At 44.2% G+C, this 26,971-nt stretch carries 25 protein-coding genes; 14 read left to right on the top strand and 11 right to left on the bottom strand.

The window, feature by feature from the left end:
* Position 1 precedes the first annotated feature (1 nt).
* Together mtnB and CH376_RS13720 are read left to right on the top strand one after the other, a co-directional pair.
* Positions 2 to 754 (top strand): methylthioribulose 1-phosphate dehydratase, encoded by a 753-nt coding sequence (mtnB, locus tag CH376_RS13725; protein ID WP_100786154.1) that lies wholly within the window; start codon positions 2 to 4, stop codon positions 752 to 754.
* Positions 755 to 766: 12 nt separating this feature from the next.
* Entirely contained in the window at positions 767 to 1,465 is a 699-nt protein-coding gene (locus tag CH376_RS13720) for an SDR family oxidoreductase (RefSeq protein ID WP_100786155.1), read from the top strand.
* Between the two features lie 23 nt (positions 1,466 to 1,488).
* Here CH376_RS13720 and CH376_RS13715 read toward each other — a convergent pair whose 3' ends face one another.
* The 4 genes from CH376_RS13715 to CH376_RS13695 all read right to left on the bottom strand — a co-directional run bounded on the left by CH376_RS13715 (position 1,489) and on the right by CH376_RS13695 (position 7,253).
* Positions 1,489 to 4,041, bottom strand: coding sequence for a histidine kinase N-terminal 7TM domain-containing protein (locus CH376_RS13715; RefSeq protein WP_100786156.1), 2,553 nt, complete (start codon positions 4,039 to 4,041; stop codon positions 1,489 to 1,491).
* 108 nt (positions 4,042 to 4,149) lie between these two features.
* Complete coding sequence (locus CH376_RS13710) at positions 4,150 to 4,701, bottom strand: PadR family transcriptional regulator (RefSeq protein ID WP_100786157.1); 552 nt, start codon at positions 4,699 to 4,701, stop codon at positions 4,150 to 4,152.
* 256 nt (positions 4,702 to 4,957) lie between these two features.
* Entirely contained in the window at positions 4,958 to 6,574 is a 1,617-nt protein-coding gene (locus CH376_RS13705) for a phytoene desaturase family protein (protein WP_100786158.1), read from the bottom strand.
* 313 nt (positions 6,575 to 6,887) lie between these two features.
* Entirely contained in the window at positions 6,888 to 7,253 is a 366-nt protein-coding gene (locus CH376_RS13695) for an LB_289 family protein (RefSeq protein ID WP_100786160.1), read from the bottom strand.
* Between the two features lie 194 nt (positions 7,254 to 7,447).
* On the opposite strand from CH376_RS13695, the gene CH376_RS13690 reads away from it, so the two are divergent.
* On the top strand, positions 7,448 to 9,070 hold the full coding sequence (locus CH376_RS13690) for an aldehyde dehydrogenase family protein (protein ID WP_243394747.1): 1,623 nt from the start codon (positions 7,448 to 7,450) through the stop codon (positions 9,068 to 9,070).
* 732 nt (positions 9,071 to 9,802) lie between these two features.
* Here CH376_RS13690 and CH376_RS13680 read toward each other — a convergent pair.
* From CH376_RS13680 to CH376_RS13660, 5 genes are all read right to left on the bottom strand, one after another.
* A complete protein-coding gene (locus tag CH376_RS13680) occupies positions 9,803 to 10,234 on the bottom strand; it encodes an acyl-CoA thioesterase (protein ID WP_100786163.1) in 432 nt (143 codons plus the stop codon).
* Between the two features lies 1 nt (position 10,235).
* The gene (locus tag CH376_RS13675; protein ID WP_100786164.1) at positions 10,236 to 10,964 is read right to left on the bottom strand and encodes a Yip1 family protein; all 729 of its coding nucleotides are present in this window, start codon (positions 10,962 to 10,964) and stop codon (positions 10,236 to 10,238) included.
* A gap of 123 nt (positions 10,965 to 11,087) precedes the next feature.
* Positions 11,088 to 12,680 (bottom strand): FMN-binding glutamate synthase family protein, encoded by a 1,593-nt coding sequence (locus CH376_RS13670; protein ID WP_100786165.1) that lies wholly within the window; start codon positions 12,678 to 12,680, stop codon positions 11,088 to 11,090.
* Between the two features lie 47 nt (positions 12,681 to 12,727).
* The gene (locus CH376_RS13665; protein ID WP_100786166.1) at positions 12,728 to 13,537 is read right to left on the bottom strand and encodes a UDP-2,3-diacylglucosamine diphosphatase; all 810 of its coding nucleotides are present in this window, start codon (positions 13,535 to 13,537) and stop codon (positions 12,728 to 12,730) included.
* 109 nt (positions 13,538 to 13,646) lie between these two features.
* Entirely contained in the window at positions 13,647 to 14,924 is a 1,278-nt protein-coding gene (locus CH376_RS13660) for an acetyl-CoA hydrolase/transferase family protein (RefSeq protein WP_100786167.1), read from the bottom strand.
* A gap of 113 nt (positions 14,925 to 15,037) precedes the next feature.
* On the opposite strand from CH376_RS13660, the gene CH376_RS13655 reads away from it, so the two are divergent.
* The 4 genes from CH376_RS13655 to CH376_RS13640 all read left to right on the top strand — a co-directional run bounded on the left by CH376_RS13655 (position 15,038) and on the right by CH376_RS13640 (position 19,900).
* Positions 15,038 to 16,249 (top strand): MFS transporter, encoded by a 1,212-nt coding sequence (locus tag CH376_RS13655; protein ID WP_100786168.1) that lies wholly within the window; start codon positions 15,038 to 15,040, stop codon positions 16,247 to 16,249.
* Positions 16,250 to 16,626: 377 nt separating this feature from the next.
* The gene (locus CH376_RS13650; RefSeq protein WP_100786169.1) at positions 16,627 to 17,505 is read left to right on the top strand and encodes a patatin-like phospholipase family protein; all 879 of its coding nucleotides are present in this window, start codon (positions 16,627 to 16,629) and stop codon (positions 17,503 to 17,505) included.
* 152 nt (positions 17,506 to 17,657) lie between these two features.
* Positions 17,658 to 19,622: a glycoside hydrolase family 5 protein gene (locus tag CH376_RS13645; RefSeq protein ID WP_100786170.1), complete on the top strand. Its 1,965-nt coding sequence runs from the start codon at positions 17,658 to 17,660 to the stop codon at positions 19,620 to 19,622.
* The gene (locus CH376_RS13640; protein ID WP_100786171.1) at positions 19,619 to 19,900 is read left to right on the top strand and encodes a TIGR04454 family lipoprotein; all 282 of its coding nucleotides are present in this window, start codon (positions 19,619 to 19,621) and stop codon (positions 19,898 to 19,900) included. Before CH376_RS13645 ends, CH376_RS13640 begins: the two co-directional genes overlap by 4 nt.
* An 84-nt stretch (positions 19,901 to 19,984) precedes the next feature.
* Here CH376_RS13640 and CH376_RS24615 read toward each other — a convergent pair whose 3' ends face one another.
* Positions 19,985 to 20,299, bottom strand: a complete 315-nt coding sequence (locus CH376_RS24615; protein WP_243394748.1) for a hypothetical protein — start codon at positions 20,297 to 20,299, stop codon at positions 19,985 to 19,987.
* 392 nt (positions 20,300 to 20,691) lie between these two features.
* On the opposite strand from CH376_RS24615, the gene CH376_RS13625 reads away from it, so the two are divergent.
* The 6 genes from CH376_RS13625 (at position 20,692) to CH376_RS13600 (ending at position 25,313) form a co-directional block, all read left to right on the top strand.
* Positions 20,692 to 21,219: a DUF1564 domain-containing protein gene (locus CH376_RS13625; protein WP_100786173.1), complete on the top strand. Its 528-nt coding sequence runs from the start codon at positions 20,692 to 20,694 to the stop codon at positions 21,217 to 21,219.
* Between the two features lie 150 nt (positions 21,220 to 21,369).
* On the top strand, positions 21,370 to 22,128 hold the full coding sequence (locus CH376_RS13620) for a DUF547 domain-containing protein (RefSeq protein ID WP_100786174.1): 759 nt from the start codon (positions 21,370 to 21,372) through the stop codon (positions 22,126 to 22,128).
* A gap of 151 nt (positions 22,129 to 22,279) precedes the next feature.
* Positions 22,280 to 22,780: an RNA polymerase sigma factor gene (locus tag CH376_RS13615; protein ID WP_165781776.1), complete on the top strand. Its 501-nt coding sequence runs from the start codon at positions 22,280 to 22,282 to the stop codon at positions 22,778 to 22,780.
* A 19-nt stretch (positions 22,781 to 22,799) separates the two neighbouring features.
* A complete protein-coding gene (locus CH376_RS13610; protein WP_100786176.1) occupies positions 22,800 to 23,885 on the top strand; it encodes a FecR family protein in 1,086 nt (361 codons plus the stop codon).
* A 60-nt stretch (positions 23,886 to 23,945) separates the two neighbouring features.
* Positions 23,946 to 24,488: a HAMP domain-containing protein gene (locus CH376_RS13605; protein WP_100786177.1), complete on the top strand. Its 543-nt coding sequence runs from the start codon at positions 23,946 to 23,948 to the stop codon at positions 24,486 to 24,488.
* A gap of 117 nt (positions 24,489 to 24,605) precedes the next feature.
* Positions 24,606 to 25,313 carry a FecR family protein gene (locus tag CH376_RS13600; RefSeq protein ID WP_100786178.1) on the top strand — a complete coding sequence of 236 codons (708 nt, stop codon included), beginning with the start codon at positions 24,606 to 24,608 and terminating at the stop codon, positions 25,311 to 25,313.
* Between the two features lie 160 nt (positions 25,314 to 25,473).
* Here CH376_RS13600 and CH376_RS13595 read toward each other — a convergent pair whose 3' ends face one another.
* Entirely contained in the window at positions 25,474 to 26,370 is an 897-nt protein-coding gene (locus tag CH376_RS13595; RefSeq protein ID WP_100786179.1) for a haloalkane dehalogenase, read from the bottom strand.
* A gap of 362 nt (positions 26,371 to 26,732) precedes the next feature.
* Between CH376_RS13595 and CH376_RS13590 the strand changes: the two genes are divergently transcribed.
* Positions 26,733 to 26,971: helix-turn-helix domain-containing protein (locus CH376_RS13590; RefSeq protein WP_165783626.1), on the top strand; the 239-nt coding region annotated here is incomplete at its 3' end.

Below are 26,971 nucleotides of genomic sequence, written 5' to 3'. Positions count from 1 at the left end.
CATGTCCGTCAAAAAACAATTGGAACGGCTCTCTGGACTGGGGGCCGTCTATCACAAAAACGGATGGATGCCCGGAACCGCCGGCAATCTTTCCGTTCGTTTTCCGGGAGAATCCGGATTCTGGGTCAGCGGAAGCGGACTCGACAAAAACTTATTAAACAAACGTAATTTTCTCTATGTCGATATCGAGTCGGGAAAACCGGTCGGTTCCAAGGACGCGAAGCCTGAGAAGGGACTGAAGCCGAGCGCGGAAACGTCGATCCATCGCGCGGTCTATCGGGCTTTCCAGGACGCGGGATGTGGACTTCACGTTCATACTCTCGAGTCCAATCTAATCGGCGCCAATACTTCTAAACTCGAGCCGATTGCACTTTTGGAACTCCCCGCGATAGAAATTTTGAAGGCTTACGGGATCTGGGACGAAAATCCAAAAGTTTATGTTCCTGTAATATACAATTTTCCGAATGTACAAGATATTTCCGATTGTTTGGAACGATATCTAAAAGCATACAAACCGACGGTCCCTTTTTGTATCATAGAAAAACACGGGATCACGGTTTGGGGAAAGGATTTGATTCAAGCGAATCGGAATCTGGAAGCTACCGATTTTATACTGAAATACATGGTTTCCTGGAAAAGTCTTTCTTATCCGATCGAAACGAAGACGATTCGTCAAAGCCAGACCGACGCCGATCGGGATCGCGCCGAAGTATTCTCCACGGAATTTCCGGTTTATCCGGCGACTTTTTCCTAAGGGAGAATCGACTTGTCTTCTTCCGAAAAAAAAACTCCCATACTCGTCGCCGGAGCGGGTTCCGGGATCGGGAAATCCGTATTAGAAAATTTAGATATGCTCGGAAAAGACGCGATCGGGATTTCGAGAACCGGAGTCGTGCGCGATGTGAAATCTTCGTTCGAGTTTGGAAAGAATTATCAATGTAATCTTTCCAGAACATCCGAAGTTCCCGAATTTGTCTCTTCTCTGCAAAAACAATTTCACAGTCTTTCCGGCGTTTATTTCACTTTCGGAAGCGGTCTTTTTAAACCCGTAGATCAAATTACATTAGAAGAATGGAATGCTCATTTTGTCCTCAACTTGAATTCTCTTTTTGTTCTTACGAAGGAAATTCTTCCGTTATTGAAACCGGGCGCCTTTCTCTGTTACCTTTCCTCTACCGCGGGTTACCAGGGATTTCCGGAGTCTACGGCGTATTGCGCGAGCAGGCACGCGATCGCCGGTTTTGCAAAGGCGCTTCGAGAAGAATTGAAACCGAAAGGGATCCGCGTGATCACGGTTTATCCCGGAGCGGTTTATACTGAAATTTGGAAAGGAAGAGAAGGTTTTGATCAGGATGATATGATACCCGTGGACGATTTCGGGAAATGGCTGGCGACTCTTTCCACTCTTCCCGACGCGGTTTATCCGGACGAAATTCGCCTTCTTCCTCGAAAAGGAATTCTATAAACATTTCGCTTAACAAAAACGTTCTATGAATGTCGATACGGGAGACGAACGGTGAATACGGTTCGTCCCGGTTCCGATTCGAAAACGATTTTACCTTTGTGTTTTTCCACGATTTTCATACAGATGTCCAACCCTAAACCGCTTCCTTCTCCCGGTGGTTTGGTCGTAAAGAACGGATCAAAAATTTTCTCTCTCAAAGAGTCCGGGATGCCGGGTCCCGAATCTTCCACTTTGATGACCGCGTAACCGTTTTCCTTTAAACCTATGATGTTCAATTTTCCGGAATAATTCATCGCTTGGACCGCGTTCATGATAAGATTGGTCCAGAGATGAAGGAGATCGTCGCGGTAGATCGGAACCGGAGGAAGCTCTTCGAATTCCACGGACAGTTCCACTCCGTGCCGAAAAAGATTCTGATAAAGGGCGAGGACGATTTCTATGTTTTCTCTAATATTCGATTCTTCTAAAACACTATTGCTTTCGAAGTGGGCGAGGCTTTTGAGCGCGTATAAAATCTTGGAGGATCTTTCCACTGCGGCCTGAATCGTCTGAGAATTTCTTTCCGGCCCCAAAAGATCAGTGATCAACTCCAAGATGGAAATCACTTCGGGATGATTTAGAATTTCTGAATATTCTTCCTCCCTTCCGTGGAGTCCGCACTCGATCGCGATTTCGCAGAGATCGTTCGACGGGTCTTTTATTCCGATTCTTTCCAGATTCGTTTTGACTTCTTTTACCCGTTTTCTTCTCTCCAAACCTAGGACAAGATCGGAATGGTTGCCTGCAAAGTCGATCAGCGTCGAAATCTGATCTCTGATCCTTTGCGGGAGTCTATTCAGAAGTTGAAAGTAGTCTTTGGACTTATCTCGAAAGGATCTCGTATAATGTTGGATATTCTGATTGGAGGCTTGAATGGCGCCTAACGGATTGTTGATTTCGTGCGCGATCCCGGACACGAGCTGACCCAAGTCCGCGAGTTTTGCGGTTTGAACGAGCTGGGCCTGTGTTTTTGTGAGAGTGTCTATGATTTCTTCGAGTTCCTTTTTTTGATCCTCGATCAATTGATTCTTTCTTGAAATTTCCGAATACGCGGATCTTAAATTTGCGATTTCGTTTTCGGCGTTGTAGACGTCCGTGAGATCGGCGCCGGCGGAGATGATATAATTCGTTTTTCCGTTTTTATCTTTAACTTCTCTGTTCTCCCATTGAATCAGTTTTCTTTCCTTAAATTTTCCGATCCATTGTTCCTGGGTTTTCGGGAGGAACTTCCCTCGAATCATTCTTAGATAGATTTTTTTGATTTGGTCTTTCTTGTGAGCCTCGGCAAAAATATCCCAGAACGGATAACCTCGAACCTCCTCCGAAAGATAACCGAACGCGTTTTCGCAAGCCTTGTTGAATCTGAGAATTTTTCCCTCTTTATCCAGCGCTACAAAAAGAACTCTTGTGGAATCCAAAATCATGTTGAGAAAGTTTTTTTCTTCGATCGCTCTTTCTTCTCCGAGCTTTCTTTCCGTGATATTTCTTAGGGTAAGAATCCAAAAATCGCTTTGGTCTGATTGAGCCTGTGTCGAAAAGTTTCTGAGCGCTACTTCGTAATATCTCGATTCTCCATCTACAAAAAGGCGGACGTCCGGAATGGAATCTATTTTTTCATTCTTAAAATTCCGAATGAGACGATCCAAATCCGGATAAACTTCCTGAAGCGTGATTCCTACGGTGTCCAATCTGTTTCGGAAAAGAATAAGAGCCTCTTCGTTGTAATCCAATATTACATTATTCTTATCTAATATAAGAATTCCGTCCTGGATCAGGTTAAAAACTTTGTCCCTCGCGACCGGAATCAGGTCCATCATTCTAAAATAGAAAAGGCCGTACGCCCAAATCAAAGCGGTGACTGAACCGGTGATCGGGAACACGTCCAAATGTGGATTGAGAAACGGAAACAAGCCCGCGACCGTCATCAAGGCTCCGAGGAACGGAAAAAGGATCCCGATCAAAAGTAAAAACATTTGAGCTTTTCTAAAACCCTTGAGAGTTACGAACTTCCAGATCAAAATGACAACGATCAGGAATTGCGCCGAAAGGTAGTAAAGGACGAAAAGTTTCATCCAAGGACCGTAGTCGTAGACCAGAGCTTTCCACGGAGTATCCGAAAGAAAACGGGTTTGAGTTCGAATCCATTCCGGATGAATTCCGGACCATATTAAGATTTCATTACATATCGGGAAAAGTACTAAAAAAATTATCAAAGGAAATTTGTAGACAAAGGTGAGCGAGGTGACTCTGGGAATAAAAAATGAAATCGCAATTACGATGATATCGTTTCCGATAAATTGAAAGTCGTCCCAGAATAAGATCCATCTTTCGTTTCTGGATAGAATCTCGAAAAAACTTCCGAAGGCGTAAATCGAAAATCCTAAAAGTACGAATAAGAATTCTTTGCTTCCCTGAACTCTGAGATTCTTGTAAGTGATGTAAAAGTTGATCGTAAAGATGGAAAACGAAAGTCCCGAATAGAACGCAAATGGAGACCACGTAAGGTCCATCGTTTCGTGCAGAGGTGGAAGGTTCATGGTCGCTTGCTTTATCAGGAAAGTTGCGAAGGTTTCGTTTTTCCTTTTGAAACTGTTAGTAGCCTAAGAGGAATAGATCGGTCTGGAAAGTAGAAAAATGAGTTCGGATTAAAAATCGGAATTTTTTATCTTAGCGCGAGATTCTTCCGCCCAATCTAAAAATCCTTTTGCGGTGGTAATTCCGAAATCGAGAGTGATCAGGCTGAGGGTTTTGTTTGTTTCGGGATTTTCCGTCTCGGTCACGAACTTTCGGATATTATCGTATATGTCCATTAGGCGGAGAACTTCTTCCTTTGTGTCCTGAAGATGTTTGATTAGAACTTCTTTTTTTACGTGATTTCCGAAAAACAACTTTAAGAGGAGTTCGTTGCGATACGGAGATTTTTCAACCGGCTTTTCGAGCCAGTCTTTTAATTCCTTTTTTCCCTTGGGGGTGATTTTATAAATCGTCGTCTCGGTCCCGCTTCCCTTTTTTTCCTTGGAAGATTTGAGACAGGCTTCTTTTTCCAACTGCTTTAAGATCGGATAAATTTGCCCGAAACTTTCCTGCCAGAAAAAACCGATGCTCTGTTCTATCGTCTTTTTGATTTCATAGGCGTTCATCGGAGTCTCTCCTAAGATTCCTAAGAGCGCGTAACGTGTTTTATTGATTCTTGCCATCTAAAAAATTGTCCGAAGAAGAGAGGGAATAACTTGGATAAAGTCTGTAGGAATGACGAACGTAGGTTCGAAAGTTGCAAAAAAGCTTCATCTCTGTCTTATAAAAACAAAACTCCTAAAAAAAGGAGTTCTATATCTGTTAGATACTATCTGACAGATAGATCAAGCAAAATTTGTCATTTTAGGGGATACCGTAGCCGCGAGAAAAAACATTTTCCTTCGCGACGTGAGCAATGCCTCATATATGGATCGATCGTTATCTTTTTTTGCCGGCTTCTCGAAAGATCTGAATCATCTTCAAGCCGTCCGTGAGATGGGCGATCGCGCTGATTCCTCCCATCATAGCTCCGCTCATGCCCGGCGAGGCCGCGTCGGCTCCTGTAAGAAATAAATTCTTGATAGGAGTTACGGGGGAAAACCAAGGGGCCTCTTTTTCCCGAAAACGATCCGGAACGCAGGGAAGTCCGTAGATGGTTCCCCGTTTGTGAAGAGTGAAATGTTCCGTGGTCAACGGAGTGGAAACTTCGCTGTATTCTACGTTCGCCTTAAAACCGGGAAAACGTTCTTCGAGATAATCCAAGAGTCTGTCTCGAATCGAATCCTTTAGCTTCTTATAATCCTCATCCCTTTCCTTCCAAGGCTGATCCTTCCATTTTAAGAAAGGCGAATAATCGCTGAATGCGATGACTTCGGCGGTATGTCCGTGTGAATGAGGGTCTTTGAGGGAAGGAAAGGAAAGATAGGCCCCTGGGACTTTGTTGTTTCCTTCGATCCAGTTGATTCCTTCCTTAAAATTCTGATCGTGATCGAAGGAACTGTAGATCCAATAATTCTCTCCTAAAAATCCCATCTTCTTCGGATCGTCTTTCAAACCGAGATATAAGGTTACGTTCGTGGTCAAAGGAAAATGATCCGTAAACGATTTGAGTTTATCCAAAAACGGAATCCGATGCTGGGAAGGAATCAGCTTTGTATAAGTATTGTAAGCTCCGGCGTTGGAAACGATCGCGTCCGCCGTATATTCTTCGAAGACGTCTTGTTTCGCTTCTTCGGATTTTTTCCTGTTTTTTACGCGGACGCCGACCGCCTTTCCGTCTTGAATCAGAATTTCCTGAACTTCTCGGGAGAGAAGAATTCTTCCTCCCTTTTCCTGGACGATCTTTTGAACCGATTGTGAGATCACCCCGGAACCGCCGACAGGATAATAACCGCCTTTGAGATAATGCGCGACGATCAATGCGTGAATTGCAAACGCACTGAGAGAAGGGGGAAGTCCGTAGTCACCCCACTGAGAAACAAGAATCGCTTTGAGTTTAGGAGATTTGAAATTACGATCCATGTATTCTTTGGTCGTGATTAAGGCCGAGTCCGCGCCGATCAGATCGATCGCGTGACCGAATTTATCTAAGAATGGGGGAAGTGCCTTGAGCATCATGTGTCTTCCGTGCCAGCCCGCGACTTTTTGAACGTCTTCAAAATAATGTCCGATCGCTTTCGATTCTTCCGGAAATAAAGACATTAGATCTTTCTTATATTCTTCGGGGTCGCTGCTTTCTCCGAAGGTGATTCCGGGATAAACAAACTTCTCGAAGATCTGAGGCATTTTAAACCAGGAGACTTCGTTTCTTGTGACGAGGTCGAAAATTTTTCGAAGCATGGAATTCTCGTCCATGTCTCCTATGTAATGGATTCCCACGTCCCAGAGAAATTTTCCTTCCCGTTTGAATACGTGAGTGAAGCCGCCTGCTTTGAAGTGTTGTTCGAGGATCAGAACTTTTTTGTCTCTGTACTGCGCCATCAAAGAAGCCACGGTCAACGCCCCGATGCCGGATCCGATCAAAATGAGATCGTAGTGTTTTTCTTTGATGTCCATCTTTGTCCATTCTCCCGAAAAAGTTTTCGAACAGATTGTTCCGACGAGGAAGATTCTGTCTTCTTAAAAATCAAAACGGAACATCCATTCGTAGGAATTCTGAGTTACTTAAAGGAAGAAAGGGGAAGAATTTTGATTTGTCAAAAATTCAAAACGTTCCTCGGATTCGGAGTTTTGAGGGAAGAAGTTTTTTGGATGTAAGAGCTCCTACGAAAAAAGGATTCTCCGACTTAAAGGAAGAAAATTTGTGATAATAGAATTTTTTCGAATTGGTTTGGCGGCGGTTTTTTAGTTGAAAAGAAAAAAGCCGGGTTTAAACCCCGACTTCTTCTTCCTCGGTTTCGGATTCTTCTTCGCCTTCGCTCATCAATTCCTTGAGTTCGTTGTAGGCTTTGTCCTTTTCCTGAACTCCGGTTTTTTTGATCGCTTTTCGAAGAACATTTTCCCACTGCTTTTCCGGCAAGTTGGCTTGGATATCTTCTAAGAGTTCCAAAATCGCAATATCGTCTCCCGTGTTGAAGATTTCCGTTGCGTCATAACGAAAAAGTGCGGATAATTCATCGATGTATTCACCCACGCTGTTTCCTTTCCCGGAGGCGAGCCTCTTGTCTTGAAGCTGTGTCTTTTTTTCTGCCTTGCGGAGGTCTCTTTCTCTTCTTTCCAGTTCAGTGCGTTTCATAGAAAAACCCTCGATTTAGCTGATAAGCCAGTTTTTTACGGGGGCTTTTCGTGTATAGGAGTTTCCCGGGAGGCCCCCAGGACCGGTTGCAAAAACGCTTGTTATAAAATCCATTCTCTTTGTACTATAGACTCGCCGAACAAACGTTATGGTCTATAGAAACTCGGAAAGAAGAGAAACTTGGGAGAATTAAAATGTCTATTGGAACAATGGAGCAATCAGGCTCTAAAATGAATGGAAATTTCGTCGGAAGCGGATTTCAGGTGGCGCAAAACCCTGCGACTCTGGAAGAAATCGGAAAGGTTCCGAACACAGATCTGACAAAGATGTCGGAAATTTTTCGCAAAGCGAGGGAGGCTCAAAAACAATGGGCTTCGACCAAATTTGCGGTCCGTAAAAAACACATTCTGAAGATGCGCGATTATATCGTGGAACACGCGGAAGAATTGGCGGAAATCGTGAGCAAGGACAACGGGAAGTCGAGAATGGACGCGCTTTCCACGGAAGTTCTTCCCGCGGCTCTTGCGGCGGATTGGTATGCGAAGAATGCGAGACATCATCTTCAACCGAAAAAACTTCCGATGTCCACATTCTTATTTTTTAATAAGAAGAACGAGCTGCATCGAGTTCCTCTCGGCGTGGTGGGAATCATCAGTCCTTGGAATTATCCTCTTTCGATTCCTTTCGGAGAAATCGCGATGGGTTTAATGGCGGGGAATGCGATCCTTTTGAAAGTCGCGCAGTCCACGATTCTTGTCGGGCAGGCGATCGAAAAGATCGTAAAGGCCGGAAATCTTCCCGAAGGGTTGTTCTATCATATCGTGGGCTCCGGAGGAGCAGTTTCAAAAACATTTTTTGAAAATCGCGTGGATAAGATTTTTTTTACAGGTTCGGTCGCCACCGGAAAAACGTTGATGGCCGCGGCGGTTAACACGTTAACTCCCTTGTCCTTGGAATTGGGCGGCAAGGATCCGATGATCGTTTTGGAAGATGCGGATTTGGAACGCGCGGCAAACGGCGCGGCGTGGGCCGGTTATCAGAATGCGGGTCAATCCTGCGGAGGTGTGGAAAGGGTCTACGTTCAGGAGAAAGTATATGATAAATTTGTAAACTTACTCTCTGCGAAAACAAAAGCAATCCGTCACGGCGCGGACCTCAACTTCGACGTGGATATGGGTTCGATGACCACCGAAGAACAATTGAATACCGTAAAACACCAAGTAGACGACGCGCTCAAACACGGAGCTAAGATCGTAGCGCAGTCGCAGCCTTCCGCGAACACGAAGGGATTCTTCTTTCCTGCAACTCTGATGGTCGACGTGAACCATGATATGGAATTGATGAAGGAAGAAAACTTCGGTCCCGTAATTCCGGTGATGAAATTTAAAACGATAGAAGATGCGATCGAACTCGCGAACGATTCTACGATGGCATTGACTTCTTCCGTTTGGACGAAGAATATTGGCTTGGGTAAAAGAATCGCTCAAAAGTTAGAATCGGGAGTAACTACGATCAACGATCATCTTTATACGCACGGTCAATCGGAAACTCCTTGGGGAGGTTGGAAGGATTCGGGGCTGGGAAGAACTCACTCCGGACTCGGGTTCGACGAAATGACACAACCGAAACTCGTGAACTGGGATATCATTCCTTCGAAACGAAATATCTGGTGGTACCCGTTTAACAAAACCTCCTACGAAGCGATTCTTTCCGCGATGAGATTTAATTTTACAAAGAATCCGATTTCCTGGCTGATCAACGGAACAAAACTTTCCATCTTTATGATCGGAAAGATGTTCACTTCTTGGAAAGTCTGAATTGGGCAAATTGAAAAAGACGCAGAGTTTTACGATTTTCTCTTCTTTCGGACTCTAAGTCCGAATCAAGAAAATTTTCTATTTGACTTTGTTTGTCGGTAAAATCACGGCTCGGCTCGTGGAGAACGAGTTTTGCCGTGATTCGATTTCTTTTGGACGTGGCTTGCCTTCGAAAATTAAAAAGTAGGAACTCATACATCCTTGAAATTTACGGAAAGGGTTTTATTCTACTAAGAATCAGAATCCCTTCTAGATTGTTTCTTTGTAGGAGCTCTTACAAAAGATTCGAGTTTTCCAAAATCGAATTCTTCCTTCCGTCCTTTCCGGATATTGTAGCCGGTGGTTTCGGATTTTCTTTAAGAACCGCGAAGGCAGACCGGAAATCGGAAGCTCGAAGCTGATTCCGAAATTCCTCCGTTGTAGGATCTCTTACAAAAAATCGATTTAAACTCAGAAGTTTCTTAAAATTTCGAAGAACCTTCAGCGTAGTTTGTAGGAACTCTTACAAATTTGCGACGATCGACAAAACAAATGATTTCTGTGATCCGTAGGAGCTCCTGCAGATGTCCCGGAATTGCAAAAGAACGCCGCGCATTCTTTGAGATCCGGAGATAATCGTCAGAGGCAATTCTGTGCGAACGCGTCCGGCCCGTTCATAAGATATGAGTTGGCTTGCGCAATATTCATATATTATTATATTTGAATATTTTGGTTTCCTGGTAGTGTAAAAAATTACGGAAAAATCTTACGGAATCCTTCCGGAAGATTTCCGAGCTTGCGGGTGGAGTAATCCATAAAAACGACTCCAGTCTTTGCCTCACAGATCACTTTTCCGTTTGCAGGGCCGTCCGAATGGGACATTCTATAATAGATATCGCATCCTCTCGGATTAAAATCGCCGGCGGTAATTTCGATCCTAATCTTGTCTCGGAAAAAAGCTTCGGCCTTATAAACGACGGCGATATCCGTCATGATGATTCCGAGTCCTTCTACGTTGAGTTCGTTGTAATTATGCTCCAGAAAAAATCGAGCCCTCGCTTCATGGAGAAGTGAGATGACTCGGTCGTGCGCCAAGTGATCCGCAAAGTTTATATCGTAAATTCGAACGTCTAGGTCGACGGACCAGACGAATCTATTCGGAAGTTCCAGTTGAATTCTTGCCATATTATTTCTCCGTTTGATTTCCTTCCGATCTTGCTTTTTCCATCGCCTTCCGGATGATTTCGGCCGCTTCCTGTTCGCCTTGTTCTTCCTCTTCTCTCGTAAGCGGTTTGTGAGAGTTCATATTCTCGATCATTCGGTAGTCTTCGATATAAGAAGTCATTCTTGAATATTGAACATAAAATAAAATCGATGTGAAAATTCCGAGAGTGACCGCGGCTCTTTTAGCCGGAGCTTCCAGATAGGAAGTCAACGCCGTATAAAATAAAAAAGGAACGTAAGCGGTAAATGCGACTCCTATTCCGATTCCGACATAAACGTGGATCAATCCTCCGAAGCTCTGTAGAACGACCGCCAGCCAGAACGTGCTGAAAACCGCCGAACTTGCCCTGAAATTCCTGCTCCACTCGGTTACGCCTCCGCAAATCCATGAAATTAGAATATACAGAAAACCTAAAATAGGAAAGGCGATCAGACTCGCTAAAAAATAGGCGAGAGGCATCTCCAAAAGTAGGAACGAGACGGGAGGAATGGGGATATCGAGCGGAGTAAAAAGAGTCATGCTCAAAATTGCTCCGAGATACAAAAATCCGAGAAAAGTCAGAAAGCGAAAATAAAGGGTGAGAATCGGCTCCTTCGTCTTCGGGAGATCTCTAAAAAAAGAAATCGGTTTGATTAGAATATCCCGAGCTTCCGTCAGGACGTTCTGAAATGAATAAGAAAACTGAAACATGAGATCTCCGCTTTCGTACAGGTTTTTCCGTAAAGGCGGGATGGCAAGACGAAAAGAGTTCTGCCCAAGTTGGTTTGAGCCGAACCATTTTTAAAGATGTGCGATCTTCATTCTATATGGAGTTTATTCTTTGGTGAGACCGTTCATATATTCTTCCAAATACGTGTGATCCGTATAATCCAACATTTTTGTAAAGTGAACGTGATCTCTTTGATACCCTAGGATCGTTTCCAAAGTTTTAAAGATATTCAAACCCGCGCTGATCTCGATATCGGTTCCCCGAAATTGAAGAGGGTGTTCGTAACCCGCGGCGTGAGTGACTGAAAGAACTTCCTTTCGAAGTCCCTTGATGTAATTCGCGTTTCTCTCCGCTTTGAGATCGATATCCAACCCCGCTTGCAACCAACGATTCTGCGTAGCGACGCCGGCGGGGCAGTGATCCGTATGGCATCTCTGCGCCTGAATACAACCGATCGAGATCATCGCTTCTCTTGCAACGTTGATCAGATCGCATCCCATAGCAAAGGCGACGATCGCTCTATCAGGAAAACCTAATTTACCGCTTCCGATCCAAGCCATTCTCTCCGAGAGATTTTCATTTTGAAAGATCTGATAGACTCTCGCAAAACCTACTTTGAAAGGAAGGGAAACGTGATCCGCAAAGGCGAGGGGAGCCGCTCCGGTTCCGCCTTCTCCTCCATCGATCGTAATAAAATCCGGTCCTTTGTTCGTTTCCTTCATCCTTGCCGCTAGTTCGTTCCAAAAGCCGATTTCTCCGATGGCGCTTTTGATTCCGATCGGAAGTCCGCTGACGGAATGAAGTCTTTCGATAAAATCTATAAGTTCGCTTACCGTGCTGAATTCGGAATGTGCGTTAGGCGAAATACAATCCTTACCCGCGGGAACTCCGCGGATTTTCGCGATTTGTTCGGTCACTTTTTTTCCGGGAAGAATTCCTCCTTTCCCAGGTTTTGCTCCTTGCGAAAGTTTGATCTCGATCATCCTTACCTGAGGATTCTCCTGGATTTTCTGTGCGAATTTATCCAAGGAAAAGTTTCCCTTTTCGTCTCTTGTGCCGAAATACCCGGTTCCGATCTGCCATACGATATCGCCGCCTAACTTGTGATAGGGGCTAATCCCGCCTTCTCCGGTGTTCTGGTAGCAGTGCGCCATCATCGCGCCTTTGTTCAGAGCGGAGACCGCATTCTTACCTAAGGAACCGTACGACATCGCGGATATGTTTACGACCGAAGGAGGACGAAACGGCTTTTTGCGATTGTGAAATTCTCCGATGACTTTGAGACAAGGGATCATAGAGGAATCGTTTTTGAGATGTTTTACTTTGGATTCGGGAAAAGGAAAAGTGCTGTGTTTGATGATGGGATATCCGGCTTCGTATAACAATTCGGTTGTTCCGAAACCGAAGTTGTTGTTTTGTTTTTTTGCGGTCGCATAAACCCAGGAACGTTCCGCCCTATTGAAGGGCATTTCTTCTTTGTCGTTTGCGACCCAGTATTGTCTGAGTTCGGGTCCGATCATTTCGAAAAGATATCGGATTCTTCCAACTAAAGGAAAGTTGTGTTTGATGGCGTGTCTTCTTTGGAAGACGTCGTGTAAAAGCGCGGCGAGAGTATAAATGCCGATCGCAGAGAAGAAGGAAGACCAAGGGTTTTCCAAAACAAACTGAATTAGAATTTGATAATCCGGAATTTGCATCCGGCAATTCTGCACCTTTTGATAAGGTTTCGCAAGAAATATTTTTACTAACTCGAGGATTCCTCCCTATGCTTGTAAACAAATTCTTTCGAGAATTCTCCGCGTTTGTTCATCCTGGCTCCGATGAAGTTCGTCCCGTCTTGAAGAACAAAACTGTTGCTTTTCACCCAGTCTCCCGTGTTGATGATTTTGAGATTGGGAATGCAGAGAAAGTCGTGGGTGTGACCGGAAATCAAAACCTTCTTGCCTTGATGGGAAATTCTGGAAAGACGTTCGTAGTATCTTAGGATTTCTTCGGTCGTAGTCGGGTCTTGTCTGTTGAGATGTTTTTGATAGAACGCTTCCGAAAAACGAAACAGGTTCGGCAGCAAAAGCGCAATCATATGCAAAAAACGTAATAAAAAAATGGAACCGATCCAGGTGAATCGGTTGTACTGTCCTTGGTGTCCGTGCAGCGCGATCAGGGTTTCGGTTTCGGCCTTTTCGCAGATTTCCCAGTTTCGTTCTTTGAGATACTTTTCGATCTTCGGAGGAAGATTCATCAGATACGAAGTAGAATCGTGATTTCCGACGATATAGATTTTATCGCCCGCGAATGCGGAAAGCGCGTCCAACCGATCAAAGAGTTTGTTGAATCTTTTTTTACTTCTTCTGAGTCTTCGAGAAGCGCTGAAGAACCAGTTTTCGATGATGTCTCCGACGAGATAGATCGTTTGAAAACGTACGTTCTTTTTTTCCAGATGATCTAAGAATTGAAAAAGTTCTTTGTGCTTGTGGGACTTGATCTTCTTGTTGAGAAGGTAATGAACGTCGGAAAGAAAAATTCCTTCGTAGACTTTATCACGTTCAAATTTCATTGAGTTCCGATTTCAGATTCAATCTGACGAAAGGATCGGTCTCTGTCAAACGATTCCGTTCAAATTCTCAAACAAGAAGAATAAAATTGGATTACAACGTTTCCGTCTTTTAAAGTACTTTGAATCTTTCTCTCGCTTCTTTTTCGAGTCTTTCTCTGTGATCGGGATGCGCGATCTCAATCAATGCCTTGGCTCTTTGTCTGAGATTCTTACCGTATAAATTTGCGACTCCGTATTCGGTCACGATGTAGTGAACGTGAGCTCTGGTTGTGACCACGTCGGCCCCAGGTTTGAGAAGAGAAACGATTCTGGATTCTCCCTTTGCGGTCGCGGAAGGAAGCGCGATGATCGGTTTGCCTCCTTCCGAAAGGGAAGCTCCTCGGATGAAATCCATCTGTCCTCCGACTCCGGAGAATTGTCTCGTTCCGATCGTGTCGGCGCAGACTTGTCCTGTAAGATCGACTTCCACTGCGGAATTGATCGCGGTTACTTTCGGATTTTTTCGGATCACGTGAGGATCGTTGATATAACCGATGTCGAGCATTGCGACTTGAGGATTGTCGTCGATGAAGTCGTAGAGTTTTCGAGTTCCCATCACAAAGCCGGAAACGATTTTTCCCGGATGTTTTTTCTTATGGATTCCTGTGATGATTCCCTTTTGAACGAGGTCCATCACTCCGTCCGAAAACATTTCGGTATGAATTCCCAAATCCTTGTGAGAAGTGAGACAGGTAAGAACCGCGTCCGGTATCGCGCCGATTCCCATCTGAAGAGTCGCGCCGTCCTCCACAAGAGTAGCCACGTTTTTCCCGATCGCGATTTCGATTGCGGTGAGAGGCGCGGATTTGTGTTCGTGCAAGGGAAGATTTCCCTCCACAAAGGAATGAATCCGATCGACGTGAACGATTCCGTCTCCGTGGGTCCGAGGCATGTTTTCGTTGACCTGAGCGATCACGAGTTTAGCGGTTTCGACCGCGGCCTTGCTGATGTCGATCGAAACTCCCAGCGAACAAAATCCGTGTTTGTCGGGAGGAGATACTTGGACGAGAGCGACGTCTAACGGAAGAATATTTTTTCTGAAAAGAAGAGGGCATTCGCTTAAGAACATTGGAATATAATCGCCCCGTCCTTCCTCCACCGCCTTTCTGGTATTGGCGCAGACAAAGAGGGAATTCACGAAAAAACGGCCTTCCATTCCCGGCTCTGCGTAAGGTGCGCCCCCTTCGGTGTGAAGGTGAATCATTTCCACGTTAGTCAGCTCGGGCGCTCTGGCGGTAAGAGCTTCGATCAATAATCGAGGAGAGGCGGCAACGCTGTGTACGAAAACCCTTTGACCCGATTGGACAGACGAAAGAGCCGAATCGGCGGAAATAAATTTAACTTTCATTCGAATTAGGAACCTTTTTTAAAAAGAATTCTGATTCGGAACGGAAGGTCTTCAACCCATTTTTTTGATTTTTCTATCTACAGGAAAATGATATTTCTCATGATATCCATATAATGTCTTCACAACCGACTCGTAACATATACGTAAAATCCGAAGGAATGTTGATCTTCGTTTTAGCGGCGATTCAATTCACGCATATTCTCGACTTCGTGATCATGATGCCCTTGGGGAGTTACTTTCAAGAGGCGTTTCATATCGACCCGCAGGAATTCTCATTCTTAATCTCCGCATACACTTACAGCGCTTTTGCGGCGGGAATCGTGGGCGCGCTTTTTATCGATCGATTCAATCGAAAGACGGCCGCAATGTTTTTGTATACCGGTTTTATCATAGGGACGGCTTTGTGCGCGGTAGCGGATTCTTATCGTCTTCTTTTATTTGCAAGAATTCTGTCCGGCGCTTTCGGAGGGGTTCTCAGTTCGGTGACATTCGCCGTAGTGGGGGATGCTATCGCGATGGAAAGAAGGGGAAGGGCTACGGGTGCGATCATGGGCGCTTTCTCGGTGGCCTCGGTGATCGGAATCCCTCTGGGTTTAAAGATCGCCGCTTATTACGGGTGGAACATGTCTTTTGCGGGGATCGCGCTCATCAGCCTTCCCATCTTAGTTCTGATGTATTATCATCTTCCTCATATTCCTCCGTTCCAATCCGCCGGTGACAATCCGGTTCTCAACTTTTTAAGAATTCTTACGTATAAAAAGTATACCGCTTCCTACATGTTGATGATGTTCGTGATTTTGGGCGGTTTTACGGTGATTCCTTTCATCGCTCCTTATATGGAAAGAAACGTGGGAATTCCGAAGGAAGAAATTCCATGGATCTATTTTTTCGGAGGTTTGGTCACTCTATTCTCTTCGAGATTGATCGGAATCCTTTCGGATAAGATAGGGAAACACAAAGTGTTCTATATTCTGGTTCCGTTATCCTTTGTTCCGATCTGGATCATGACCCATTTGGAAAAAACTTCTTTAGTCAACGTCGTCATCTTGACTACGTTCTTTATGGTTCTCGTTTCGGGAAGATGGATTCCGGCTTTGGCTTTGATTACGTCGAGCACCGAACCGAAAGACCGGGGTCGTTTTATGACGGTTATCTCCTCGTTTCAAAATTTGGCGTCCGGCTTGGGAGCGACGATCGGGGGAAGTATTCTTTACGCGGCGACTCCGACGGCTCCATACGAAAACTATGATATAGCCGGATATCTTGCGATAGGGTTTAACGTGATTGCGCTGATTCTGATTTCGAGAGTGAAAGCGGTTTCTTAGGAAAGAAAATTCCCGAAAAAAATTGTTCTAATTCTTGACATTTTAATGAGACAGAATATTTTGCAGCCACACGAAAAGGAGGTGGTCTAGTGAATGATAGTTGTTGTAAACAATTGACCTGTGAGGTGGCTGAGCAATAGCCCGGGTTTCACTTGCAATACAGCCGTAGTCGGGGCATTGCAATACAATCAGACCACTGACCTTTCTGAGTTTCGCGAACTGGTCATTCTCGAGCTTCCGATCCCGGCAGTTTGATGCCGGAGAAACGTTGCAGTCGCTCAGAAGGTTTCCCTCAAACTCTTTTCGAATCTTCCAGTGTCCTTCCCGATCAACCGAAAATTCTTCTCTTTTTTGGAACCTTTTGAGATTCAGGTAGAATGAAACGTGCCCTGATACTTTCCGGAGGAGGAGCCCGAGGCGCTTACCAAGCCGGGGTTCTTCGATATTTAGAAGAGATTCAATTCAAACCGGATATCATCTGTGGAACTTCCGTAGGAGCTATTACGGCCACGGCGATGGGTTGCGGAATGAACGCGGCGGAAATCACCAAACTCTGGAAGTCGATCGAAGCCAAAAAGGTGATGCGTTATTCGATCTGGAACGATCTCGTAGACATTTTCGTAAAAAGTTATTCTCCATTGACGGATACCACTCCGCTCAAGAATCTTCTTTATTCCCATCTGGACTTTCGAAACCTAAGGAAGAATCCGACGGAAGTGATCATCACCGCGGTCAATATTCTCACCGCGGAACTCGTATTTTTTCGAAACAAGGAAATCGATATAGAACACGTTATGGCCTCTTCGGCGATTCCTATGTTTTTTCCCTGGCAGTATGTGGACGGGGCTCCGCACTGGGACGGGGGCGTGATGGCGAACACTCCGATTCTTCCTGCGGTGGAAAGAGGGGCGACCGACATCGTAGTCGTTTTACTTTCTCCGGTGGGCGGAATCGATATGGGACTTCCAAAAACGAGAAGAGAAGGTTTGGAAAGGGTCTTTGAACTTTCTTTGATCGGTTCGTTTCAAACCGTGATGTCCAATATGAACTTTGAAAAGAAAAAGAGAAAGGGCAAAAAATCAAAACTCTCTTCTTTGTTATCCATTCCGAGCGCCGATCGGCCGGAATTGAAAATCAGAACGATCGGACCGAGGACCTCGCTCGGGTTCGGTAGTATATTAAATTTTTCTCAAGTACAAGCGGATTATTTGATCAGCAGAGGTTATGAAGACGCAAGAATTCAGTTTCACGAATAGAAATACAAAGATCGTGGATTGAAAGCGGCTCGTACAAAATGGGACCAAGAAAACCATTCGGTGAGACCGCGCAGAAGCGGTGGAGCGTCGCGGTTGGCTCTTTGCAAAGCAAAGAAATTATAGGAAAAAAGAAATCAATTCGGGAAACACACATGGAAGAATTATTCGTAAAGAACGGACATTTCGCGGGAAAGGACGGCACGATCTATCAGTTGAGAGGAGTCAATCTTTCCGGATCTGCGAAAGTTCCCTCCAAACCCGACGGGACAACTCACTTCGATCAGACTCTTACATTCTACAATCACAAAAACGTTTCCTTTGTGGGGAGGCCCTTGGAAGAAAGCCAGGCCGCGGAACACTTCGATCGCCTCCGAAAATGGGGATTCAATTTTCTTCGATTTATCATCACGTGGGAAGCGATCGAGCACAAGGGTCCCGGAAAGTATGATACGGAATATATCGATTATATAGAAAGAATGGTGGCGCTCGCCGGACAAAAAGGGCTCTATCTTTTTATCGATCCGCACCAAGACGTATGGTCCCGTTTCACGGGAGGAGACGGCGCACCCGGATGGACCTTGGAAGAATTGGGAATGGACATCGGAAAAATCCGAGATTCCGAAACTGCGATCGTTCACCACCATCAGGGAAGAAATTATAGAAGAATGTCCTGGCCTCTCAATTATCAGAAATACGCCTGCGGAACGATGTTCTCTTTATTCTTCGGAGGAAAGGAGTTCGCACCGGAAACTAAGATCGGAGGGAAGAATGTTCAGGACTTTTTACAGGATCATTATATCGAATCCGTCCTCAAAATCGTAAGAAAACTGAAAAAATACAAACACGTTGTGGGTTTCGATTCTTTAAACGAACCTTCTCCCGGATGGATCGGAAAGAAGAATCTCGGTGAATTCGAGGCGTTCGGATTTGGGAAAGTGGTCAAAACTCCTCCTTTTAAAGAAATGTATTTGTCGGAAGGGCGCGCCGTAACCGCGGAGCAGGCTTATATGCTCGGGTTTTGGAGTCTACCTTGGGGAAAGGTTCGATTGAATGCGGGAGGTGTTCCGCTTTGGAAACGAGGTTATCAGTGTATTTGGAGAAATCACGGCGTTTGGGATTACGATCCGAACGGCGCGCCGATGCTTCTCAAGCCAGAATACTTTTATAAGAAGAACGGAAGAAAATACGAATTCTATCCGGACTTTATGCAGCCCTTTATCAAGAAGTTCAAAGAAAGAGTTCAGAAGGTCGAAAGCAGATTTCATATATTTATAGAAAGCGATCCTTCTCGACTCGAGTTGGAATGGAAGGAAACACCGAAGAAGAACCACGGCGGCGTCGTGAACGCGACGCATTGGTATGACGTATCGGTTCTGATGCTCAAACGTTATTTTCCTTGGTTCGGCGTTCATGTTTTCAAAGCAAAGCCGGTTTTCGGAAGCGAAAATATCGATAAGGCATACGAAGAAACGATTCGAATGATTCGCGATATGTCCGAAAGAAATATGGGAAACTGTCCGACGGTGATCGGGGAGACCGGACTTCCAATGGATTTGAATCAAAGAATCGCGTATCTCAAAAAAGATTACGGCGTACTCGAAAAGGCTTTGGATAGAATCATGAAAGCGATTGAAAAGAATTTCGTAAACCTTGCTCTTTGGAATTATACGCCTGATCATACTCACAGTTTGGGAGATCGTTGGAACGAGGAAGATCTTTCAATTTATTCTTTGGATACGCCGGTCGCTTACGATGAGGACGGAGGACGTGCAGTGAAGGCTTTCAGTCGCCCGTATCCGGTAAGAACAAAGGGGCTACCGGTTGCGTTGTCCTTTGACATGGAACGTTCGTTATTCAAATTTTCCTTTCGACAAGAAGGGGATTTGTTTCCCGAAACGGAAATCTTTATTCCCGAGATTCATTATAAAAACGGCTTTGAGGTTTTGGTGAATGCGGGTTCATACCAGTATGACGCCCGTGCTCGGATGTTAAAGTTTAAGGGAGAAAAGGGAATTTTACATTACGGAATAACTATTTTACCGTCGAAAAAATCACTTTTCAGGGAACAAGATCGGACTAAAGTGGTTCCGAATACTCAAAAGAGGAAGATTAGATGAAAAAAGTTCTCATGATTACCCTAAGCGCTCTGACAGTTCTGTCTTTGACTGTTATGTGCGGTGGACCAAAACATTCTGCTGAAGAATGCGCTCCGATCGTTGAAGAAATGTTGACCAACCTTACTGCGGGTCAAAAAGCGGACGATACTGCAAACATAGCGACAATGAAAGCGACGTTAGTTCCCGTTTTACAAAAAGAATGTATGTCAGGAAAATTTGATCTGACTTGTCTCAAGTCCGCAAAAAGCATTCCTGCAATTCAGGCTTGTAAAAAATAAGATTTTTCCAATCGAAAAAGCGGGGAAGGAATTCTTCTTCTCTGCTTTTTTATCCGATCTCTCCCGTTCCCCAATTTTTCGATTTCATTCTTCTAAAAGAAAAAAGCCTTCCTCTTCGGAGTAACATCCGTGTTCTCGATAGGGTCCGGAAGGATAAAAATGAATCTTCTGCGCGTATCTCCTTCCGATTCTTAAACAATTCAGACAAATATCCCAGCGAATCGCCCAGTCGCATTCTTCCTTTCGAAATGAAGGAAAAACGCGGAGTAGCGGTTTCGATTCCGGTTGTTCTTGGGATTGAAGTTCTCCTATCGAGTTGTCTCTGATCAAAGTGGAAAGGGGAGATTCTAAAAAGATTCCGCTCAGGAGAAGGAGAAGTGAAATTTTTTTCCAAAACATTCTACTCTAATGTATCGAGAAAAAATGACTCAGAGAGAAGGATAAATTTTTATACGAGAGATGATGTTCTTCTGAAATCCCGGAAAAGGTGATACTTCCTTTATTCAATCGATATAAATCTCGTTCATACGTTCATCCGATGAATTGTCTGACAAAATTTTAGCGGGGACTGATTTGCTTCTGCGCGGCGCGCGCGGGTGGCGAGTGCAAAAATGACGAAAAGATCGCGGTTCCAAGTTTCTTTTGAGAAATTGTTCTTTGGAAGAAAGGAAGATTCGATTCTTTCGATGTTTGTTGGGATGAAAGGGAGAAGAAGGTGAAAATTCTTCAAAAAATAAAATTTTAGATTCGGAAACGCGCTTTCAGATGCGATTTGCGGAACCGTTCTGTGTATGGGAAACATTTTGATTGCTCCGATCGAAAAAGTAGAAGATCGCCTGGCTGTGGATGGAAAGACAAATGTGGAAACCTTTCTCATTCCCGAAAATTACTGGAATCGCTTGAACGCGGAGGAACAAAATTTTCTACGGAAAAAAATTCCGGTCTTAATGAGGAGATACTCGAAATATCTCCTTTCGATTTCAAGGATCAATCCGGAAGTCGGTAAAACAATGTATCAAAAAAATCAGGGTCCTCTGATCCGGATCAATATAAGAATGGACTTTGGAACTTGGGCGATTCTGAGTTCTTTCGCGACTTCTCACGGCGTCTCCCGCTGTTTTCTTGTAAACTACATGCTTTGGTTGGAAGAGATTGGAGTTGGAGAATCTATCAGTGAAACTTTAACTGTGGGAACTCCCTCATTTCACGACTTTTACTGCAATATTTCGACTCTCGATTTAGCCTCAAATACGATCTCGAGAGAATTTATCTTCGAACCAAACCCGATTTACGCAAAAGATCGCATTCAGTATTACTAAAATTCTCCGTAAATCCAAGTTCGGATCGTCGCTGTCTCTTTTTACAAGAAAGAGTAGGACCGGCGATTCTCAAAAACCGCCGTTGACTTTTTCTCAAAAAGGAAATCCAATGGACTCTCAAACCCGTCCAAGAACAAAAAAGGAAAAAAAATGCCTTCTCGAAATCATTCTTTTTATCTACTCCTCTTATTCTTTGCACTCTCATTTTTTACAGGAACCTTATCGGCTTTTGATCAGACTCATTCCAAGTTTTCAAATGAACTCAAAAAATATGTGCAGAATGGGTTGGTTGATTACGCAACTTGGAAGACAAATCGTTCCCCATTGGATTCTTATTTGCAGACCTTGAGCGCGGTCGACGAAAAAGAATATTCTTCTTTTTCCAACGCTGAGAAGATGAGTTTTCTGATTAACGCGTATAACGCTTTTACGATCCGATTGATTCTCGACCACTATCCGTTGAAAAGTATCAAAGACCTTGGCGGACTTTTTTCAGGACCATGGAAAATCGAATTTTTTACTCTTTTGGGGGGTAAGAAGAATTTGGATTGGATCGAACACGAGAAACTCAGGAAAGATTTTCAAGAACCGAGAATTCATTTTGCAATCAACTGTGCATCCAAAGGATGTCCTCCGATTCTGAATGAATCTTATCAGGCTTCGAAATTTGAAGAACAACTGAGCGCGGCCGCAAAAAAATTTCTTTCCGATTCTAAATACAATCGATACGATTCATCGACGAAGACTCTTTACCTTTCTAAGATCTTTCAGTGGTTCCAGACGGATTTTACCCGTAAAAGCGGGAATCTCATTTCTTTCTTCAATGCCAATTCCGGGTTTCCGCCTGTCCCGGACTCCGTTGAAATTCGCTACCTCGATTACGATTGGAATCTGAACCAGAGGAAATAATCCCGTCGATTTGGAAAAAAAACTGTAAATCTGAAAAAAAGCCGAATTCACTCTGTTAACCCATGATAGAAGGCTGGAGCGGCAAAGGAATTTACTTGAAATCGGGTTTCCCATCTTCAACTTAGTTCCAATGACCTCCCGGAAAGAATTTATGGATGCTCTCTATCGAGAGTACAGCGGAAAGATTTTTGATTTCCTCTATAAATATTGCGCCGGGAATCCTGAAGTAGCGATGGACCTCATGCAGGATACTTTCCTGAATTTTTTTAGGAAGTATTCCGATTCGGATCTGGATAAGGAACAAGCGATTCGTTTGCTCTATACGATAGCTCGAAATCGTTCCATCAACCATTCGAGGAAATTTTCGACCGTAAAGGAAAGCGGGAATTCCGAGATGCAGGACTTTCAGGAAAATAAACTTTCCTTCGTTAGAAAAGCCGAGCTCAAAGATCTGGAGGAACGTCTTCTGGTTTGTTTGGATGAACTGGAAGAAGACGAAAGGTATGCTTTGATCCTTCGGTTCATGGAAGATTATAATTTGTCCACGATTGCGGAAATTATGGACATATCGGTTTCCACCGCCTCTCGTTTGATCGTGAAAGCGACCGCAAAAGTGACGGAAATCGCGGAAAAAAAGAATTTGAAGCCCTGATTGAATCAAATAAAAAAAGTTGGAAGCATCGGGAATGGAAAGGGAAGAGAAGATAAAAGAAATTCTGCTGGAAGGCAAGCAGAACGAACTTAGTCCATCTGTAGAATGGCTCGGAAAAGGTTTGAGCAATTCGTGGGTTGAATATTCACCCAAACAGTCGGATTTCGAGTCGCTCTATACCCGCGCCCAGACCTCAAAAGTAGTTTCCTTTTCCAGCTTTTCGAAAAATAAGATTGTTATTTCTCTTTCAGCGGCCGCCATATTTTTGATGGCAATCACATTAGGATATTATTCTATTCTTAAAAATAATTCTCCTCTGAACGTGGAAAAGGGCGGAGTGGAAATTTCTCAGGTTGAAGGGGAAGCCTATCTGACTTCTTCCGATCCGAAGGACAAAATTCTTCTAAAACCGGGAGTTCGTATCCAGGAAGGTCAGAAAGTGATCACGGCCCCGACCGCATTCTTAAATCTCAAAGTTTCGGACGGAATCGCAGTGCGCGTCCTTGGGGATTCCCAGGTTTCTTTTCGCAAAATCGATCTTTCCACTCATTATAAAATCGGAATCGACTTGGAAAAAGGCGAACTTTTAGCCCATATTCACAAAAATCTAAAAAAAGAAGAATTTACCGTTCGTTCGGAAACGGTCAGCGCGGAAGTTCGTGGAACCAGCTTTAGCTTTCAAAACCTTCCCGGAGAAGGAACGAAGATTCAAGTTTTAGAAGGCCGTGTCGCCGTGAGCGCGAGAGCGGATTCTCAAAAAACCGCACCCGAAGGGGAACAGGTTTTAGAGCCGAACCAAGCGATTTTTGTGAATCAAAAAGGCTTTGTTCGGAGCCGTCTCAAAGATTCCGAAAAGGATCTCTTAAATTCAGAATTTGATAAGTTGCCGATCGAAACTATTCCGCGGGACAAAAACAAGGCCTATTCTAGCAAACAAGAACTCTTAACGGAGTTTCAAAGAATGGAACGTGTGGTTCTTATCGACGGAAAGACGATCGAGGGCGTGATCGTAGACATGGACGAAAAAGCGATGTATGTTCAAACACTGGAAAAGGAAATTACGATTCCTCGGGAGTCCGTATCCGAAGTGATTCAAGTTCACTGAACGAAATTCTCTTTGACAGAGGGCCGGTAAGTCGGGAAATTTAGTCCTCGAGGACCCCGCATGACACAAGACGACCCCGGTAAAAAAAGGATTTTTAGCAACTACATCATTGACCGGGATTTTCAACTCAAATTCTTACTGAACTATTCCTTACTCATTGTCTTCGGGCTGCTCCTGACGGTCGGTTTTCTCTACTGGTTGAATTATACGAAATTTGACAAGGGAGTCGTCTTCCGATTGAGAAACGATCCGGTCAAAGTCTATCAAAAAGGTTTTGAAGAACAAAACGGGGTCGAAAAAGAAAAGTTTGTAGAGAGGGAGATTTTCCTTCCGGACTACGATCACAGGCTCGATATGTTTACGATCCAAGTGAACGGAATTCTTCTGTTATCGGGTTTGTTCTTAGGAATGACCGCAATTTTCACCGTTATCTATTCTCATAAAATGGCCGGCCCGGTTTACAATATCAAAAATCATCTCAAAAGATTAGCGGACGGCGAAAATCTTAAAAAGATAAAAATCCGAAAAGGGGATGAGTTTCAAGAACTCGCCGATCTTCTCAATCAAGTGATCGAAAAGAGAATTAACAACTCTAAGAGTTGAACTTTTCACGCAGACTAAAGAATTTTTGTTCTCGATGATATTCATGCTCATCAGGGGCTTGAATTCTTTAGGAAATTAATTGTAGATTTTTTCCGAATTTATGCAAACCTTCTCGGTATGATCCGAAATGTTTTACTGCCGATTTCATTCTTCATTTTTTTCCCATATTTACTTTTCGCGGATGAGGAAGTCGCGATCGCACTTTTTGTCACCGGAAAAGTTCATTATACGTTGAGCGGAAAGACGGAAGCTCTGAAAAAGAATACGGTTCTTACAAAAACTGCAACGGTCGAAACGGGAGAAGGGAAGGCGGATCTTCAATTGGGTGCGAGCGCCGTGGTTCGTTTGGCTCCTTTTACAAAGATCGAAATTTCGGAACTCTATTCCGACGGAACTAAAAATAAAACCAAAGTCAATCTGGTTTCAGGCAAATTGTTTGCCAACGTTCAAAAATCGAATAAGAAAGAAGACCTCGAGGTCACATCCGTTTCTTATACTGCGGGTGTTCGTGGAACTCAATTTGTAGTCAGTGAAGATCGGGAGAATGCTCCGAAAAACGAGGATTCTTCAATTCCTAACGGAGTTTTTGTGAACGAAGGCCAGGTTGCGGTTAATTCTTCTTCCGGGAGCGATTTGGATCTGAAAGCGGGAGAACAGGCTTCCTGGAACGGTAAAGAATTACTTCTCGAACCTCTCAAAGAATTTATGAAAGAAAAAATGAAAATCATTCAAACTTTCAAAACGATCAAGGCGGAGAATTATCAGATGCTCAAAGATCAGAAGCTGAAAAATAAGGAACTGCTCGAGAACTTCCCAAAACCATAATATTCAGTAAATGGAATGTTTTCGCCGCGTTCTGCGAACGCGGCTTGAACAACCGAACCGCCCGCCGATCTCAAGAGACGCGCGACTTCGTCGCGCCCGTTTAATCTTTCCCGCGGTCCCAGACGAATGCTTTAACAATTCTTTTCAAATCCCTCAAGGATTAAGGATTCTCCGATATAAATCTCTGGATCACTTCGGCCAATTCTTCTCCCTTATCTTCCTGAAGAAAATGTCCCGCGTTTGTAATCGTTACGTGCTTTTGTCCTTTGGTTCCGGGAACGAGCCTGCGAAAGAAAATATCCGCGCCCTTTGTGATCGGGTCGCTGTCGCTGAACGTTAGGAGAAACGGCTTCTTCCAAATTTTTAAATTCTCCCAGGCTTTCCGATTCGCTTCGGAAGCCGGATCGTCCGGTGTGATCGGAACCAACGCCGGGAATTTGCGCGCCCCCGCTTTAAACTTTTCCTCCGGATAAGGGGCGTCGTATGCAGCGACGACTTCTTTCGAGATATCGGAAACGCATCCGTTTTTTACGATCGTTCCGATCGAAAGTCGTTTTACATTTTGGGAAAAATGTCTCCACTTCAAGAAATCTTCTTTGGGTGGGATGTCCCCCGTGGGAAGAAATGTATTAGCCGCTACGATTCTTGAAAAACGTTCCGAATTTTCCGCAGCCAATCGAAGTCCCAGAAGTCCCCCCCAGTCTTGGCAAAAGAGAGTAACGTTCTTAAGATCGAGTCCGAGGAAAAATTCTTTCAACCAGTCCAAATGACTCTGGTAAGAATAAAACTCCGGGTCGCTCGGTTTGTCCGATTTCCCGAATCCGATGAGGTCAGGCGCAATCACTCGGTATCCCGCCGCCGCCAAAGGTGGAATCATTTTGCGATAGAGAAAAGACCAGGAAGGTTCTCCATGTAATAAAAGTACGGTCTCGGTTGCGTCCTTTTTTCCTTCGTCTACGTAGTGCATCCTCAGATCGCGAAGTTGAAAGTAGCTTGGTTGAAACTTGTATCCAGGCAGGTTGTCAAAGGCGGAATCCGGCGTTCTCAAAATTTCCATGGGGCATTAGAATTCCCGACAACGTTTTTTCCGGGAAGCACTTTTCAAAATCTTTCCTTCCTCGTTTTTGGAATTTCTTCGCCTGCTGCCGATTTTTGGTCAGCAGCAAGAATTCGGTGGATTGAGAATTTGCAGACCAAAGAGCTGACATTTTCGATCGCATCCGACAGTCCGACATTTGAGAAGTAAGAATCGGGTCTTCTTTTCTATCGAAGGACTTTTGGAGAAAACCTTTTTGTAGGATGTCTTACAATTCAAGACTTCGGAGAGGCCCCTGGTACACCCTGGTACAGACTGCCCAGATAGGTAACAAAACAGACCGGGCACATAGGTGACATATACCTGACATTGGAGGAAATCCGATGCCTTGGAAGGAGTCCCGTGTGATCGAGGAAAAAATCAAATTCATAGCCGCATGGAAAGGCGGCGGTTGGCAGTTTTCAGATCTTTGTAAAGAATTTGGAATCAGCCGAAAGACAGGTTACAAATATTTAGAAAGATACGAATCGGAAGGTATCGACGGTTTAAAAGATCGATCTAAGAATCCCAAAAAACATCCGAATGAAACTCCCGAGAATGTTGTCTTGCTCATTATGCAGAT

The sequence above is a fragment of the Leptospira adleri genome (assembly GCF_002811985.1).
GTDB lineage: Bacteria > Spirochaetota > Leptospiria > Leptospirales > Leptospiraceae > Leptospira > Leptospira adleri.
Note: the sequence above shows the minus strand (reverse complement) of the source record. Positions and strands in the feature narration are given on the sequence as shown.